This is a genomic window from Acetatifactor aquisgranensis (assembly GCF_943193215.1).
Lineage (GTDB): Bacteria > Bacillota > Clostridia > Lachnospirales > Lachnospiraceae > Acetatifactor > Acetatifactor aquisgranensis.
The window spans coordinates 113,002-129,130 of the sequence record NZ_CALPDH010000019.1 but is presented as its reverse complement, the minus strand read 5'-3'; the positions used below and the strand labels follow the sequence as shown (position 1 = coordinate 129,130).

Here is a 16,129-nt window from a genome sequence, read left to right as displayed (position 1 = left end):
AGCTATACACTTCCTCGTTGCCCAGGCGTGTTCGGGACTTTCACCCGTTAGAGCGCGCCCATGGCGCGCAAACCAAAAAAGCCGCAGCGGGCTGGCTGCGGCCTTCCATGCATCTTCCTGTCTCTTATCCATCTTTCCGTACATTTCCCTGTCTGTACGAAAAGGACTTCATCTCATTCCAGCTCTGCCCATGCCGCTTTGCAGCAATACTATTGAATTTATCCTGATATGCAGACCTGTCATCGTCTTACCTCTTTCCCTACCGTTCCTTCGGCCGCTTTCTGTCTCGCTCCCTTGCTTTCAGATCGAGCTATTTCTTCATTCTGCACAGATTATACTATAATCCTGTATTTTATAGCAATACCCAAACAGATATTCAAGGCGAAAAAACGCCGGGAGCATCGGCTCCCGGCGGCACACATCAGTTTTTCTTCTGAGGATAGGGCAGCCGGCAGGTTTTGCAATAATCCATCCTGCCGTCCACCATCGAAATCCTCACGGCAATCTCTCCCGACGCAGTGCGGCGCACATAGGCCAGCAGCCTCCCCCGGAAAGTCGCCCGGCTGCTTTCCCGGTAAGGCGTCACATCCGCCAGATTCCCGTTCTCCAGCCCGGCAAGCACGCCTGCGCCGTCTACTTCCACCGCCAGAGTCCGCTCCTGCCAGCTGACAGTTCTTCCCTGCTCATCCTGCAGGTTTATTTCCAGCTGATAGAGATAGCCCGGCTCCGATGAAGCCTCCTCCCAGCTTTGACCTGTCAGCGCGTCCGGCTGCCGCCAGATACGGCATTCCAGCCCTGCGGCCTGCCCCACTGCCGCCAGGCTGCAGACAGCTGCGGGAGCCTGGCTGTTCCCCTCTGTCCCAAGGGCCCGGGCAGCCGCCGGCGCACCATAGCCCTCCGCAACCAATGTGCCCGGCCTGTAGCTCACACGATAGCAATATGCCCCGTCCCCATTATACTCATCCAGGATACCGAAATCCTGGCGCTCCCGCGCCTCGGTTCCCTCCCGCTGCCGGAATTCAGGCGTATCCTGTCCATCAGACCGCACACCTTTCTCCCCATCGGTCTTCCAGCCCTCCAGAACCAGTCTGACCCGAGGAAGATTGGAGTAGACTTTAACCAGTATCTCCTCCCCCTCCTCATAATTCCAGTGGCTCTCCATAGGCAGCCAGTCCTCATCCCCATCCGAGATGCGCCTTGTGGCGATGGCAATCGCAGGCTCCCCCCGCCAGAAAGACTTTCTGCGGTAGAATTCCGGCTTCCTGTCCCCGGCACAGGTCAATATGCCCGCAGGCGACCCATGTACCGGCCATCCCCTGGCCTCCCCCAGATAGTCGATGCCCGTCCAGAGGAACTGCCCGCTGATAAAAGCATTGTCCCTCACCGCAAGCCATGCCCCGTAACTGTGCCCATTCTCGCTGCCCAGCAGAGGCTTGCCCGGAAACCTGCCGTGATCCGCCTCATACAAATGCTCTTTATAATTATACCCCACTACATCCAACCCCTCGAACAGCCCGGTCTCCGCGGACAGTTCGGGGAATGCCGCAGCCAGCGTCACCGGCCGCGTCGCATCCTCTTGGCGGACCTCACGCTCCAATCCGGCGGCAATGGTCACCAGCCGCACGGCATTCGGTTTATTGACATCATATTGACGTTCAGCCGCAGGCTTGTTGGCGTCATTATTTCCCGTCATGGAATCGAAAGAGGGATGGCAGTAAGGATCGTTGGGATAATCTATCTCATTGCCGATGCTCCAGAGAATCACGCTGGGATGATTCCTGTCCCGGCGCACCATAGCCTGCAGATCCGCCTTATGCCACTGGGGGAACTCCTCGAAATACCCCTCGTGCACAGGGGGGTATACATTGTGCCCTGTGGACCACTTATTCTTGGCGTTCTCCCACTCGTCAAAAGCCTCGTCCATCACCAGGAAGCCCATTCTGTCGCAGAGCTCATACAGCTCCGGCATATGGGGATTGTGGCTGCACCGTATGGCATTGCAGCCGCACTCCTTTAAGGCCTCCAGACGCCTCTGCCAGATCTCCGGCTCCATGGCCGCTCCCAGCACGCCTCCGTCGTGGTGCACGCAGACCCCTTTCAGCTTCGTCTCCGCTCCGTTTAAGAAAAAGCCTTTCTGCGCGTCAAACACTATCCCGCGAATGCCCACAGGGGTCTCATCCACCAGATAATACTCCGGACAGGGCTCCGTATCCTCCCCGTCTGCCAGGGCGTACCAGGTACGCATAGTATACAGATACGGGTGCTCCGGGGACCAGAGCCCGGCCTGCTCCAGCGTGCCGGTCAGGACGCACTCCCCGCCTGCCGCCGTCTGCCCCTCAAGCGTCAGCGCCGCTCTGCCGTCCTCTTCCAGCAGCGCGGTGCGGATGCGGACCATGGCACTCTCCGCGGGACATCCCTGCCTGTCCGCGTTTCCTGCCTTATCCGCCGTCCCATTCCCTGTCCCGTGCCGGCAGTCCTCCGTCCAGTGCCTGATGACAATCCGGGCCCTGCCCCTGCCCGCGTCCTTTTCATCCGCCTCCACCTGCTCCGCCGAGAAGAACACCCCGTATTCCGCAGGATGCACCGGCTCTTCCGCCACCACGGTGACTTTCCTGGTGATGCCGCTCCCCGTGAACCATCTGGAATCCGCCAGATCCGTATGCACTACCTTGACGCAGAGCACGTTCTCTTCCTCCCCGAACACCGCCGCGTGGGTGATATCGTAGGAAAAAGTGCTGTATCCATAAGGCCTCCGCCCCAGATAGTAACTGTTGCACCAGACCTGGCTGTTCTTATAGATGCCGTCGAAGACCACTTTCACGGACTTCCCCCGGTACGCCTCCGGCAGCCCGAAGCGCACCCTGTACCAGCCGGTTCCTCCTGCCAGATACCCTGTGCCGCTGGAATATCTTTTTGAAAAAGGCTGCTCCACCGACCAGTCGTGGGGTACCCTGACGCTGCGCCAGCCGCTATCGTCAAAGCCCTTGTACCAGGCCCCCGACGCGGCAGTGCGCGGATACCCCTCCCCTGTGCCGGGAACGCACTCCCCGGGCTCCTCCAGATGAAATTTCCAATTCTCGCTCAACACTGTCTGCTCTCTGTCCATACGCCCCTCCATGATGCCCCGTCCCAGACCGGATTTATCCGCCCGCTTCTCTGGCGGCACGGTTCTGAAACCGATTTCTTCTCCTGTTTCCATCATACGAGATTCCCCGCGACATGTCAAGCAGAGCCTCAAAAATACTGTTCACACGCCGTCGGTACAACGAACCGATGACAGCCGTCCGCAAAACCGTTTTATCCGATATAAAGCTCTCCCGCTAAATCAGGACTATATCCCTTGACGCAGAGTGCGGGATTGTATATAATTTATACTAGAAATCAAGGAAACCTGCCACTTTACCCGGCTCACGGGCAGAATCCGGCGCAGATGGGGCGGCGGGTTTTGTTGCCCCGTGAGCATAGTACAAAAGCATCGTTCCGAGACGGGAGGGACGCAAATGGACAGATATCAGATAATGGCATATGCAAAAATCAATCTGGGGCTGGATGTGGTGCGGCGGCTGCCAGACGGCTATCATCAGGTAAAGATGGTCATGCAGAGCGTAGGACTTCGGGATGAGCTGACCTTTGAGGAAGCAGGAAGCGGCATCACCATCACCGCCGACACGGCAGAACTGCCCACAGGGGAGGACAATCTCATCCACAAAGCCGCCAGGCTCATGCTGGACAAGTACGGCATTTCCTCGGGTCTGCGCGTCCATCTGCGGAAAAACATCCCCATCGCCGCCGGCATGGCAGGCGGAAGCACCGACGCCGCCGCTGTCATGAAAGGCATCAACCATATCTTCCATCTGGGACTTACCCCCGCGCAGCTGATGGAGGACGGCCTGTCCATCGGCGCGGATGTGCCCTACTGCATCCTGGGCGGCACGGCGCTGGCGGAGGGCATCGGGGAAAATCTGACCCCTCTCCCGCCCATGCCCCCCTGCCACATCCTGATCGACAAGCCGGATATCAGCGTGTCCACCAAATATGTCTATACCCATCTGGACGCACAGGGCATCCGGAATCACCCGGATATCGACGGTATGACCGAAGCAATCCGGGCAGGCAGTCTTCCCGGCATCACCGAGCGCATGGAAAACGTGCTGGAGACCGTGACCGTCCCGGCCCATCCGGTCATAGATACGATCAAGCAGCAGATGATGCGCCTTGGCGCGGCAGGCAGCCTGATGAGCGGCAGCGGCCCTACCGTATTCGGCATCTTTCGGGATATGGCGCAGGCACAGACAGCGCTGGAACGGCTCCTCCGGGAGAATCCCTCCCACCAGGTATTTTTGACTACGCCCGTATAGCATTTTGGGAAACCAGACAGTCCTACTGACAACTTTCAGAATGGAGGATTACTATGCAAAGCGATTTTCAAGCCGATCTACCGCTCCGGGATGTGGTTTTCAATACATTGCGCCAGGCCATCCTCACCGGGGAGCTAAAGCCCGGCGAGCGCCTGATGGAGCTCCATCTGGCAGACAGGCTGGGCGTCAGCCGCACGCCTGTCCGGGAGGCCATCCGCCGCCTGGAGCTGGAGGGGCTTGTCACCATGATTCCCAGGCGGGGCGCGGAGGTGGCGCAGATCACGGAAAAGGGCATGAGCGACGTCCTGGAAGTCCGCCGGACTCTGGACGCCCTCTGCGCGGAGCTTGCCTGCGACCGCATCACGGAGGAGAGCCTCGCCAGGCTGCAGAAAGCCTGCGGTCATTTCGAGCAGTGCGTGGCCACGAAAAACGCCAAGAAAATCGCCCAGGCCGATGTGGCCCTCCACGACATCATCGTACAGGCCACGGGAAACCAGCGCCTGATTCAGATGGTGAATAATCTCTCGGAGCAGATGTACCGCTACCGTTTTGAATATATCAAGGACAGCAGCCAGCATGAAACCCTGGTGAAAGAGCATAAAATTATCTATGAGAGCATCGTGAACAAGGACAGGGATACAGCGGCAGCGGCGGCAAAGCTCCACATCGACAACCAGAAAAAAGCCATCATCCGCCAGATCCGCCTGGAAAACGACAAAAAACAGGACTCCATTCCCTGAATACTTAGGGAAAAACCGGCAATACTCCTCAAAAAGCGAAAAGAGGATATTGCATGAAAAAGAAATGGCTTGAAATCCGCGTGGCGATAGGTCTGTGCGCCGCGCTGGGCTGGTGGGGTCTGCTCTACCCGGAGCTTGCGCTGACTCCCGATACGGTAAGAGTCAGCGCGGAAGACAGTGCAGGAGAGCCTTCCGACCAGAGTCCCCAGTGGAGCTTCGACAGCAGCCTGTACCTGGACCTCCTGAACGCAGACCGGGAAAATATCACGTTCCGCAGCAGACTGCTCACGGAAATAAAGGAATTGTTCCAAAGCTTCAACAATTCCTTTATAAACGGCATTTAATTCCTGCCGACCGTTAAACACAGCAAGTCATGCCGTTTATCCGGTTTGTGCGCAAGATTCAATCACCGAATATATCGTTTATTTTGGGAGGCTTTTCATGACAGAGACGCAACCGAATCAAAACAGGACGCTTCCAGACAGGGACGCCCCCATCGGGGTATTTGACTCCGGTGTGGGCGGCCTTACTGTGGTGCGGGAAATCATACGGCAGATACCAAACGAAAAAATCATTTATTTCGGAGACACGGCCCGGGTCCCCTACGGGAATAAATCCCAGGAGACTGTTACCCGTTTTTCGGAACAGATTGTACGGTTTTTAAGAACCTTTCAGGTAAAGACCATCGTCGCCGCCTGCAACACCGTCAGCGCCTACGCCATGGAGGCCCTGGAGCGGGATATCGACATCCCCATTTTGGGCGTGGTAAAGCCGGGGGCGAAGACCGCCGTGTCCGCCACCAGGAACGGCCGGATCGGGGTCATCGCCACTGAGGCCACCATCGGCAGCCAGATCTACACGAAATACATAACGGAACTGAATCAGAATGTATCCATCTACGGCAAAGCCTGCCCCCTTTTCGTCCCCCTGGTGGAGGAGGGGCTTTTGGAGGATCCCGTCACCGATGAGATCGCCCGCAGGTATCTGACGGAACTGATCGACATAGACATCGATACCCTTATCTTAGGCTGCACCCATTATCCCCTGATCCGCTCCACTCTGGGCAGAATCATGGGGGAGAGAGTGACCCTGGTGAACCCGGCTTATGAGACCGCCAGGAAGCTGCGGGAGCTGCTCACCGGGAGAAATCTCCTCTGCGAGACGCCCCCGGGACTTGGCAGCAACCGCTATCAGTTCTATGTCAGCGACAAAGCGGATAAATTTGTACGGTTCGCCAATTCCATCATCAAATACGGCATCCTGTCGGCCAAGACCGTCAATATCGAAACCTATTGACGGCAGGGCCCCAGGCGGCACGCGGCCCGGATACGGACAGAGAGGCAGGAGCATCACATGGGAACAAAGGCACAGCTTACGCTGACCGGACGGCAGCGGGACGAAGCGGGTCAGGAAACTGTGATAAAAAGCAGCTTCCCGGCAGACTATTACGAAAGAGACGGCAGCAGCTGTATTTTATATGAAGAGCAATCTGAGGATTCCGGCTCCGTCACCAGAAACGCCATCAAGCTGAAAGGTTCCGTCCTGGAGATGACCAGGCGGGGAGAAATCCATTCCCGCATGGTCTTCGAGGCGGGGCAGAGCCACCTGACCGATTATGTCACCCCTTACGGAACTTTGCGGCTGGAAGTCCTGACGGAGACTCTGGAACTTTCCCGCCGCAGCGGCGGCCTGGATGCCGCCCTGAAATATACCCTGCGGCTGGACGGACAGTTCCTCTCGGACTGCACGCTCACGCTTTCCATAAATCTGCTTCCATAAATCTCTAAAATAAGCTAAACATTTCCAGCGCGTCTGCCGAAATAATTAACAGAACATAGATACAATGAAATCCACGCCGTGCGCGGATTTTGTTGTCATAAATCATGGATGATGCAAGAATTCGTCAGAAGGAGGATACTATGAGTGTAAATGGAGTTACATCAAGTCAGGCGGCTGCCTATAGCTATTCTGTCACAGATAATGCGAAGACGGAAAATACTTCCGCTGCAGGAGCTGCCGCGTCAAAGGAATCTGCCAAAGCGGAATCATCCGCTGCCGATAAGGGTGTCGTATATGAGCCTTCAAGCACAAAGGATACTGCCGGGAAGACTACCTACACGCCCGACACCAACCTGATCAACAAGATGAAGGCGGATGCGGACGCGCGTACGGCACAGCTGCGCAGCCTGGTAGAGAAGATGATGGCCGGACAGGCCAACGCTTACGGCAAGGCCAACGATATCTGGTCATTCCTGCGGAGCGGCAATTATACCGTTGATGCCGCCACAAAGGCACAGGCTCAGGCCGATATCGCCGAGGACGGCTACTGGGGCGTGAACCAGACCTCCGACAGAATCATCGACTTCGCAAAAGCGCTGACCGGCGGCGATCCCGACAAGATTGAAGAGATGCGTTCTGCGTTTGAAAAGGGCTTCAAGAAAGCCGGCAAGACCTGGGGCGGCAATCTTCCCGATATCTCCCAGCGCACCTATGACGCTGTCATGGAGAAATTCGACAAGATGGCCGAGGAAGCCAAGAAGACCAGCTCCACTCCCGTGGATACCGAGGGCTGAGCTTCCGCTGCATCAAAATAAGGAAAAAGGGCTGTCCCACTGTGGACCGCCCTTTCTTTTTATGCTTTATCATTTTATACTTTTTCATTTTGCACTTCCCGGTCATGTGCCCTTTCCGTCCTGCCACGACTGCTCCGGGACACCGTCTTCCTGACCGCTGACGGTATCCAGGGCGCTGGCTACCAGCTTGATCATCTCCCAGATAGAGCGGAAGTAAAGCGTCTTGTTCTTTTCCATCCAGGTAATCCGCCCCTGCCAGCTGCTGTTCTGCCTGTGCTGGACACGGATGATGAATGTCCCCAAGTCGCCGTGCCTGCTCAGCAATTCTTCGTCCTTCATGACTCTAGTCCTCTCTTTCCTGGATTCTGTGTGTCCCCCCTGCTTCTGAAACGTGCGGTCATTGGTGGTAGGATGGGGAAAATTCAGGGAATCATACAGCCCCTCCAGCCGGAAAATCGCCTCTTCCATATTCGCAAAAGAAGTTCCCTCCTGTGCATAGGCATGGTAGAACCTGCCTTCCGGCTGCCCTTCCCCTATCCGGTCCACGCACAGCACCACACTGTTCGGCCCTCCCAAATACCACTCTGTCTTTTCCATATGCCTGCCCTTTATCCCTGTTCCGGACAACCTTTCCCTTTCGGTGCGCAGACGACGCTGTTTACGTAATACTGGATGCCTGTGCGCTGCCGCCTGACAATGAAATGATAATTGATACGCCGCTGGATGACGCCGCAGTTCTCCCTGGTGGTATTCACCAGCAGCACCAGATACTGGCCCTTGCCGTATCTGCAGACGGAATCGCTGTGCCGCACGGACTGCTGAATCGCCTCCCCCAGCCTCTGGGTCAGCTCCTCCAGCGCGTTCCCCTCCCTCATAGGATTCCCCTTGCTGTCCACCACCATGCAGAGCATCAGATACACGGACTGGCCGCCCCTCTCCATCATCCGCTCCACCATGCGGTAGACCCCCTGGAACACGGGATATGTGCACATATATCCGCCGCACACGTTTCCCGCCCCCTCAGAGAGCTTCTTCTGGATATCATCCAGGGCATCGTACTGATGTTCCATCTGTGTCCCCAGCTTGTCGAACAGCTCCATCATCCGGGCGGAAGGCCGAAGCCCCTGCTCCCGGAAGTAAAGGTCTACGGTATCGTCATACAGCCTGCGGGCATCCTCATATCGCCCCATGGCCACCAGGGCCTCCATGGTGACAGTCTCCCAGTCCGACAGCGGATTGATTGCAGCGGCATATGCGCCCAGCTCTTCCATCTGTGGAAAATCCTGCGCGATGCGCAGCTGCCGGACAGCGCGCTCCACGCAGGCACAGAACAGGGCACGGTAACGCCTGGCCTCCTGCGCCACCCATACCACCCCTGTCTGCTGAGGCAGGAACTCGCCCGTATAGAGGCGGCATGCCTCCATATACAGCCGAATCTTCTCCTGCCGGTCTTCGGCTCCCTCCGCCTGCCGGTAAAGGCGCTCGAACTCCGCCGCATCCTCTTTCACCGGCACCTGCGGATTCCAGTAGCAGATGCCTTTCCTCTGTTCGATATAGTTCACATCCGGCAGGCCGGCTGCCCTGAGCTTCCTCTTGGCATTGTAGATCACGCTGCGGGCCGCGTGGTGAATGTCCTGTATATCCCTGTCCCCGAACAGGATCCGCTCCAGCGTGTCCCGGCTGACTCCTTCCTGCCTGTGGTGCAGCAGAAGCTGCATCAGATAATTGAACTGGGACTCACTGGACTTCATGCTGCCGGCCACCAGCTTTCCCTCCCAGGATAAGGAGAATCCCCCGAACATCTGCACATGCAGACAAGGCTCCTCCGGATATGTTTTCATCTTTTCCAATACTCCCCCATCTCTTACGCCTGTCCTGTTTCATCCGCCCTTTTTTCTGCTCCCGTATGCGCCCTGCCATGGCCGGCGCTGCGGTTCCCGCATGGTTCCGATTTCTTTGTCCCCTCATGCTTTCTGCAGTTTGGAGCTCTCTATCTGCAGGGCCATCAGGGCGGCAATATCCCCGTACAGCGCTTCTCCTGCTTCCTGCCCGGCACGGGCCGCCTGTGCCGGGCCGCCGTACCTTTTCAGAAACTCCTCGAAGACCTGCTCGGCCTTCGCCCTGGCTTCCGCCGCCTCTTTCAGGCTGTCGAAACTGCCCAGATACCGGGTCTTTCCCTGAAAGGTAATCTGCGCCGCCCATCGGCCCGTCCTCTTATTCTGATAGACGCCCCTTATGCCGCTCTTGTTGCTGGCGGAAACCTTGCGGCTGCGGATGCTCTCGATGCAGGTGCCCTCCACAAAGTGCCTGGTTCCTGCAGGATTCGACAGACAGCCGCAGCTTCTGGTATGGCCGTCCTGGAGATTCGACTGGTTGACCACCGCCTCCCCGCCGCACCGGCAGCGGCAGCGCCAGTAGTGTTTCCCGCCCCGCTTGCCGTCGTATGCCACCACAGTCAGGCTGCCGAAAGTGCGCCCTATCCAGTCTTTCACCTGTGGCCGCCCGCGGCCGTTCTTCCCTCTGATATCGTCTGTTCCTGCTCCCATTCCGGCGCACCCCTTTCCATTCCAATCATGCCTCAGCACCCGGGCGATTCCGCAGCCGCCCGGCCAGCATGTTCAGCATGGCCCCGCAGGCCGCGAAACAGATCAGATAGACCTTGCCGATGCTGCTGGTGCATACCTCCAGGAACGCGCCCACCAACGGATAATGCAGGCATACCCTGCCGATCAGCTCCTGATACCCCACCGGATTCATGTCATTCTCCGCATTGGCATCGCCCTTGGTGATGAACTCCCCCTCGCCTACCCGGTTCTTCACCACCCGGTGGGCAATGACGGAATTCCCTCCGTGGAAAGCAATCACATCTCCCTCTGCCACATCCTCCGCCCGCAGGGTCTCCACGTAGATCACGCTGCCCACGGGAATCGCCGGCTCCATGCTGCCGCTGACTACATTGTAGACTTCATATCCGTTCGCATGGGCCAGTGTGATTGGCAGATATAGCCCGATCACGCTCAGCAGAATCAGGATGCCGAATATGTTGCAAAGGGCGGGAACCAGCTTCCCGCCCCTTTTTTCTCCATGCCGCCTTTCCGGACTACTGCTCATCTTTTTTCCTCTTTCTGCAGGCTATTATCAGCAGCCAGACAGCCGCCCCGGCCAGGGCTATCAGAAGCGCCGCCAAAGCCGCTTTCACCGGCGCCGGGAACATTGCCAGGGGCGTAGCGATGTCGTCCAGGATACTGATTCCCGCATCATTCCCGCCTTTCTGGTCTCCGTCTCCCTCAAAGTTCCCAAGGGGCGTATCTTCGTTGTCCAAATCCTCGTACTCTTCCGGCGGCGCCAAAGGCGTCTCACCGTCCTCCACCTCGTCCACCACGGGCTCTACAGGAGCTTCCTGGCCTTCCGTCTCTCCCTCAGGCCCTACTACCGTGACTCCGCCCTCCGGCTGCGCGGCGGGCGTCTGGGGCGCTGCCGGCTGTCCCGGCACCACCACTGTTTCCGTAGTCGTCACCGTAGGTATCCGGGTATATATGAAACTGAATACATTCTGGGACGCGTCCTCCACAAGGGTCTTGCCAAGATTGTAAGCCTGGGGCTGCCAGCCCTCGATAAACTGGTAGGCCACCACCGGCTTATCGCCTACATTTCCGTAATAGGTTGCCGGGGGATACAGTTCATTGCCCGCAGTATCCAAATAGTTTACGGTATAGGGCACAGTCTCGCCCCGGATGCCGTACGCCACCACATAGTCTGTGTCGCCTTTCACCGTAACGGAAGGACTTGCCAGCCTGCTGCTGTTGTTGTCCTCACCGCTGACCCGGAAACCCTTGCAGTAATATTTGCTGCTGTTGTCCAGAACCACGCCGTTCTGGACATCAAATGTAATCTCTGTCCCATAGTGGAGTCCGCTGACCACGCAGACTTCTCCGCCCTGGATGCTCACCCGGGCTCCCGTGTCCGTAAGACGCTGAATCACCGACGCGTCAATGGTTCCCTGGGCTCCTGCGTAGAGACGCAGCGTATAGGTATAATCCTCTGCCGCCTGCGACGGGCAGGATGCGCTCCATGCCAGGCACAGGGCCAGCCCCAGGGCTGCAGCCTTTGCGCCGCTCTTTGCTTTCTTCCTCTCCTTTACGCCGAAGATGGCCAGCAAAAGGAGCAGTATTCCGCTGACCCCTGCGGCTGCGATATAGGGCAGCAGATTGTTATCATCACTTGTCCGCACAATCTGTGTCCGCGCGGAACTACTGTCCTCTGTCGCCACAAGATTGCCATTTTCGTCCACCAGCACCGGATTGCCGTTTTCATCCACCACATGGGTCACCGTCTGATTGTTGACGGTGGTGGTGTCCACCGCGAAATTCATCTGCAGGCTTGCCAGCGTGTTCTGATAGGCATTGCCCTCCGTCTCGCCGTCCAGGGCCACCCGCAGCGTCAGGATGCCCTGCTGTCCCGGGGACAGCGTATCCAGGTAGAGGAAATCCTCCAGTCCGCTGGTAGCCGCTTTCAGGCCTACCCGGCTCCCGCTGTTCTCTCCGCCCACCGTATCGCTGGTGAACAGAACCTCTCTGGCGCCGCCAGGATCCGTATAAGCCAGTTCATATTCATAGGCGCCGCCTGTGGCTTCGCTCCCTGTAGTCTCCTCCAGGGACTGCAGCACCTCATTGGTCATGTACCAGTTCGCCGCCATGGCGTTTTCATTCTTCAGGTTCAGCGTAATCGTGATATCGTCTCCCGGCTGCAGATTGTAGACCGCATTGTTCATATCCGCGCTGGTATAGTCCGCCGCCAGTTTGTTCTCACTGGTGAAAGATACATTTGACTCCGCGGTCAACGACTCCGCACGGGCCGTAGCCGGGGCGGTGACGAACAGCCCCGCGAGAAGAATGAATGTCATTATCTTTTTTCTCATAACCCCTCCTACTTCAGGCCAAGTACGCCGTTGTCAATGGTCACCCTGCGTCCCCATGAGCTCCAGATGGCATCCTGGGCATTGTGCTCCTGGACTGCGTCCACCTTGGCCTCAATGCAGAACTGAGCCCCGTCGTACTCATAGACTGTGGTAATCGTCGTATACTTTCCGGATGTCTCCCTGGTCTCCTTTACCCTGGAGGCCACATCGCCGCTGATGGTGAGCTTATCCGCAAAAAGCGGCGTCTCGCTCTGGGAAGCCAGCAGCTTATTGTAGTACAGAACCGTACGCTCATTGGTAGATGCCTCCTCGTCCACAAGCCAGTCCGTTCCCAGGTTCACCAGGTTCAGTTCTATCAGTTCCGGGGACAGATTGCAGATTTTCTCCCCATCCTGGTCTATCCAGTATTTGTGGATGTTCACGCGGACATATTCATTGATCACGCCGCTGTTATATACGCTCAGGTTCTCCCTGTATGCCGTCCCCAGCTTCAGGCTCTCGCCCTCCTGCAGCAGACCCGACAGGAGCTCCCCCTCTACCTGCCTCTCATTCTCCACCAGCATCACATCGATTTCATGGAGCTGGATATTGGATACATAGTCCTCGGAAAAATAAGTCAGCGCGGCCCTGGCGCCGCCCACGGAACTGAACAGCAAAAGCCCCGCCGCGAGGGCAAAGGCGGCTATGGTGGTGATGGGGGAAGCGATTATCTTCCTTATCTTTTTCATCATTCCGTCCCTCCTTCCACACTGCCGGCAACTAACGGCGCCGACCAGTCAGCAGCCTGAGGGGCCAGCGTGTTCCCGTCCGCGTCGTACTGCACCGGAAGGGACTCGCAGACGACTACAACATTGCATTCATCCCCTGCCTGCGCATCCGCCGGAAACTCTATCTGCACCAGCAGCTCGCTGGTCTTCGCCGTGCTCACCGCGCCGTCCTCCGTCGTCACCGCTCCGGCCAAAGGCTGGCTGAAATAATAATATCCGTCATTTCCCGCCTGCCATCCGCCGTCCTCGCTGCTGTAGGTGAGGACGCACTGGCTGCCGCTGAAAGCCCTGGCCCGCACATACACCGGCTGGGTGCTGTCATTGGACACTGCCAGGCGCTTGGTATGGTTGGAATACTCCTCCACAATCTGTGTCTCATGGCCCAAATCGATGGCATAGCCTCCCGAAGCGCTGGTGTAGGTGGTGAAGTACGCCCAGGCCTGCCCTGTTCCGGCAGTCAGGACAAGGCCTGCCGCAAGGGCGGCAACGGCAAAACCTGCAGCCGGAAGAATGTTCTTTCTTTTCATCTCGTCCCACCCCCTCAGTTAGCTTCGTCCGGCGTCCTGCCGGGATTCTGCGTCCAGTTCCAAATCAGACCTGCACCGTCGTCCATGTATTCAAAATGGTTCGTGATCGCCGCGCCCTTTCTGCCTGAGCCGTCGTAGGTGTTCCGGAAAGAAGCGATGTTGGCAAAGTCCGCGCTCTCCGAATCCGCGTTTGTCATGTTCACGGTCTGTACCCGAGCGCTTCCCGCCGCCACCTGGTAAGTGGCCCCGGAATAGACCTCCGTGACAGTCACCACAGACCCTGCCGGAATCTTATCCGCTATCAGCTCACTCTGGATTCCCGGGCCGTCAAATGTCAGGGACACCGCGTTGCTGTACACCACCTTGTCGCGGAGCATGGCTTCCACGGTGAAGACGAAAGTGGCCGGACTGCCTGCCAGGTACTCTGTCAGCTCTTTGTCAATCCGCAGATCCGCGAACCGCTCGCTGAGCGCCGGCTTGGATTCAACGGCATTCGTTCCTGTAAGTTCGTAAATCCATTCCCCCGGATTAGAGGTGGCGACTGTGCCGTCCACGCTCTCCTTGGCGGGCAGCGCCATCAGCTGGGGACTGTAAGTAAAGGTATAGGAATCTGAATAGGCGATCGTCCGGATTGTCCCGGTACTGTCTCCCTCATCCGTCTCACGGACGAGATAATCCTCCGCTTCCAGATCCGCCCCTCTGGGAACCATCAGGTAGAGGCCCGGCTCCAGACCGGTGAACTCCACCAGGCCGGCTGTCGGCGCTTTCACAGCAGTGGCTGTCGGCTCCACATCATTTCCCTCTGCAAAGGTGATGTCCGCAGCCTGTCTCGCCTGGTCTATCCATGCCTGCGCGCCGTCTGTCTCACCGACGACAATGTCCACATCCAGACCGGCAAAGATATCTATTGTCTCAAAACGGTATGCGTCATAGCCATCCTGCTTCACAGCGCCTGCCACCTTATACAAGTCAATGGCCACATCCGGGGATTCTTCCGCCCCGCCTTCCTCCATCGCCTTTGGCTCCACTTTCACCTGCAGGGCGCATTTTCTGTCCAGATCCAAGGCTTCAGCCGCGCGGGCTGTCCCGCCAGGCGCCGCGATGATGCATCCGGCCGCCATTATCGATGCCAGCGCAAGACCCATCAGACGGCCCCTGAACCGCTCGCGGCTCTTCCATTTCGTTTTCATGGGCGTTTCCTCCTTTAATATCGACTCTTATCTATCTCCATTGTTCTTCTTGAATTCCTTCAGCAGCTCCTCGCCTGTCTTCTTTGACCGCCTCCTGCCGGAGACTGTCAGCATGATTATCAGCGACACGAACAGGAGCGGTATCCCCACGGCAGGTATGACATAGTAGGCAGGAATCTTCCGGGCCTCCGCGGCCACTGCCAGGGCCTCCTCCCCTTCGATATTGTCGATCCGGAATCCCCGCACCAGCATCCGGTGGGAATTGATTCCATAGGGCGTACAGGTGAGGAGGGTACAGTAATCCTCTCCGCCGGTCACATTCAGCGCTTCCATCTGGGCAGGCTCCACAATCAATATCTGGTCTACCTCATAGGTGAATGTCCGGTTCAGCACGGTAATGGTAAAGATATCCCCTTTCTCCATCCGGTCTAAATCCGTGAACAGCTTCGCAGACGGCAGTCCCCTGTGGGCCGACAATACACTGTGCCTGCCTTCTCCGCCTATGGGGAGGCTGGAGCCTTCCAGGTGCCCTACAGCCACGTTCAGGACAGAATCGCTGGTTCCGTGGTAGATGGGCAGATTCACTCCTATCTTTTCAATGGAAACATACCCTATGATGCCATTTCCGGCTACATCCAGGACGCTGTAGTATAAACCCTCAAGCTGCCCGTGTTCCGAGAACGGTGCGCCCAGAGCCCGCAGCTGCTCGTTGTACTCCTCTGCCGCAGCAAAGAGGGACTCGTAGTCAGTCTCGTCCAGTTCCGCCACCACCGCGTCATAATTGGCAATGGCCCGGGTCTGGTGGAAAGAATTCCAGTAGTCGCTGACCGTGGGATAGAGCATCACGCTCAGCCCCACCAGCAGAATCACCATCAGCAGGATGGTGGAGAGGGTGCCTTTCCTCTTCGCCTTCCGAATCTTTTCTTTCTTCTTCATCGGTTTCCCCGTCAGTTGCATTTGAATCTCTGCCCCGGAAGGGAATCTTCCATGGGCTCTGCTGAACTTGGCCGGAGACCATGCGCAAGCGCATCTGCTCCGTTGCTCGCCGCACACCAC

At 57.6% G+C, this 16,129-nt stretch carries 17 protein-coding genes; 7 read left to right on the top strand and 10 right to left on the bottom strand.

What is annotated here, in order from left to right; all coding sequences use genetic code 11:
* Positions 1 to 227, top strand: a 227-nt coding sequence (locus tag NFS35_RS16970; protein ID WP_251208310.1) for a hypothetical protein, incomplete at its 5' end; no start/stop codon positions are given.
* A gap of 194 nt (positions 228 to 421) precedes the next feature.
* Here the strand turns inward: NFS35_RS16970 and NFS35_RS16965 are convergent.
* A complete protein-coding gene (locus NFS35_RS16965; protein WP_251208309.1) occupies positions 422 to 3,202 on the bottom strand; it encodes a glycoside hydrolase family 2 TIM barrel-domain containing protein in 2,781 nt (926 codons plus the stop codon).
* 298 nt (positions 3,203 to 3,500) lie between these two features.
* On the opposite strand from NFS35_RS16965, the gene ispE reads away from it, so the two are divergent.
* The 6 genes from ispE to NFS35_RS16935 all read left to right on the top strand — a co-directional run bounded on the left by ispE (position 3,501) and on the right by NFS35_RS16935 (position 7,671).
* The gene (ispE, locus tag NFS35_RS16960; RefSeq protein ID WP_251208308.1) at positions 3,501 to 4,358 is read left to right on the top strand and encodes a 4-(cytidine 5'-diphospho)-2-C-methyl-D-erythritol kinase; all 858 of its coding nucleotides are present in this window, start codon (positions 3,501 to 3,503) and stop codon (positions 4,356 to 4,358) included.
* Between the two features lie 53 nt (positions 4,359 to 4,411).
* Entirely contained in the window at positions 4,412 to 5,098 is a 687-nt protein-coding gene (locus NFS35_RS16955; protein ID WP_251208307.1) for a GntR family transcriptional regulator, read from the top strand.
* A 53-nt stretch (positions 5,099 to 5,151) separates the two neighbouring features.
* Positions 5,152 to 5,442 carry a hypothetical protein gene (locus tag NFS35_RS16950; protein ID WP_251208306.1) on the top strand — a complete coding sequence of 97 codons (291 nt, stop codon included), beginning with the start codon at positions 5,152 to 5,154 and terminating at the stop codon, positions 5,440 to 5,442.
* A 97-nt stretch (positions 5,443 to 5,539) separates the two neighbouring features.
* On the top strand, positions 5,540 to 6,394 hold the full coding sequence (murI, locus tag NFS35_RS16945; protein ID WP_251208305.1) for a glutamate racemase: 855 nt from the start codon (positions 5,540 to 5,542) through the stop codon (positions 6,392 to 6,394).
* A 57-nt stretch (positions 6,395 to 6,451) separates the two neighbouring features.
* The gene (locus NFS35_RS16940; protein WP_251208304.1) at positions 6,452 to 6,877 is read left to right on the top strand and encodes a DUF1934 domain-containing protein; all 426 of its coding nucleotides are present in this window, start codon (positions 6,452 to 6,454) and stop codon (positions 6,875 to 6,877) included.
* Positions 6,878 to 7,017: 140 nt separating this feature from the next.
* Positions 7,018 to 7,671, top strand: coding sequence for a hypothetical protein (locus NFS35_RS16935; RefSeq protein WP_251208303.1), 654 nt, complete (start codon positions 7,018 to 7,020; stop codon positions 7,669 to 7,671).
* A gap of 102 nt (positions 7,672 to 7,773) precedes the next feature.
* On the opposite strand, the gene NFS35_RS16930 is transcribed toward NFS35_RS16935, so the two are convergent.
* The 9 genes from NFS35_RS16930 to NFS35_RS16890 all read right to left on the bottom strand — a co-directional run bounded on the left by NFS35_RS16930 (position 7,774) and on the right by NFS35_RS16890 (position 16,009).
* On the bottom strand, positions 7,774 to 8,268 hold the full coding sequence (locus NFS35_RS16930; protein WP_251208302.1) for a hypothetical protein: 495 nt from the start codon (positions 8,266 to 8,268) through the stop codon (positions 7,774 to 7,776).
* 11 nt (positions 8,269 to 8,279) lie between these two features.
* Positions 8,280 to 9,512: a BTAD domain-containing putative transcriptional regulator gene (locus NFS35_RS16925; RefSeq protein WP_251208301.1), complete on the bottom strand. Its 1,233-nt coding sequence runs from the start codon at positions 9,510 to 9,512 to the stop codon at positions 8,280 to 8,282.
* Between the two features lie 123 nt (positions 9,513 to 9,635).
* Complete coding sequence (locus NFS35_RS16920) at positions 9,636 to 10,217, bottom strand: AP2/ERF family transcription factor (RefSeq protein ID WP_251208300.1); 582 nt, start codon at positions 10,215 to 10,217, stop codon at positions 9,636 to 9,638.
* 25 nt (positions 10,218 to 10,242) lie between these two features.
* A complete protein-coding gene (locus NFS35_RS16915; protein WP_251208299.1) occupies positions 10,243 to 10,782 on the bottom strand; it encodes a signal peptidase I in 540 nt (179 codons plus the stop codon).
* Positions 10,772 to 12,589, bottom strand: coding sequence for a MucBP domain-containing protein (locus NFS35_RS16910; protein ID WP_251208298.1), 1,818 nt, complete (start codon positions 12,587 to 12,589; stop codon positions 10,772 to 10,774). The genes NFS35_RS16915 and NFS35_RS16910 overlap by 11 nt, the downstream gene beginning before the upstream one ends.
* A gap of 8 nt (positions 12,590 to 12,597) precedes the next feature.
* Positions 12,598 to 13,320, bottom strand: a complete 723-nt coding sequence (locus NFS35_RS16905; RefSeq protein ID WP_251208297.1) for a hypothetical protein — start codon at positions 13,318 to 13,320, stop codon at positions 12,598 to 12,600.
* Positions 13,317 to 13,883, bottom strand: a complete 567-nt coding sequence (locus NFS35_RS16900; protein WP_251208296.1) for a hypothetical protein — start codon at positions 13,881 to 13,883, stop codon at positions 13,317 to 13,319. The genes NFS35_RS16905 and NFS35_RS16900 overlap by 4 nt, the downstream gene beginning before the upstream one ends.
* Positions 13,884 to 13,897: 14 nt before the next feature.
* Positions 13,898 to 15,073 (bottom strand): DUF5979 domain-containing protein, encoded by a 1,176-nt coding sequence (locus tag NFS35_RS16895; RefSeq protein WP_251208295.1) that lies wholly within the window; start codon positions 15,071 to 15,073, stop codon positions 13,898 to 13,900.
* Between the two features lie 27 nt (positions 15,074 to 15,100).
* Complete coding sequence (locus NFS35_RS16890; protein ID WP_251208294.1) at positions 15,101 to 16,009, bottom strand: class C sortase; 909 nt, start codon at positions 16,007 to 16,009, stop codon at positions 15,101 to 15,103.
* Between the last annotated feature and the right edge of the window lie 120 nt (positions 16,010 to 16,129).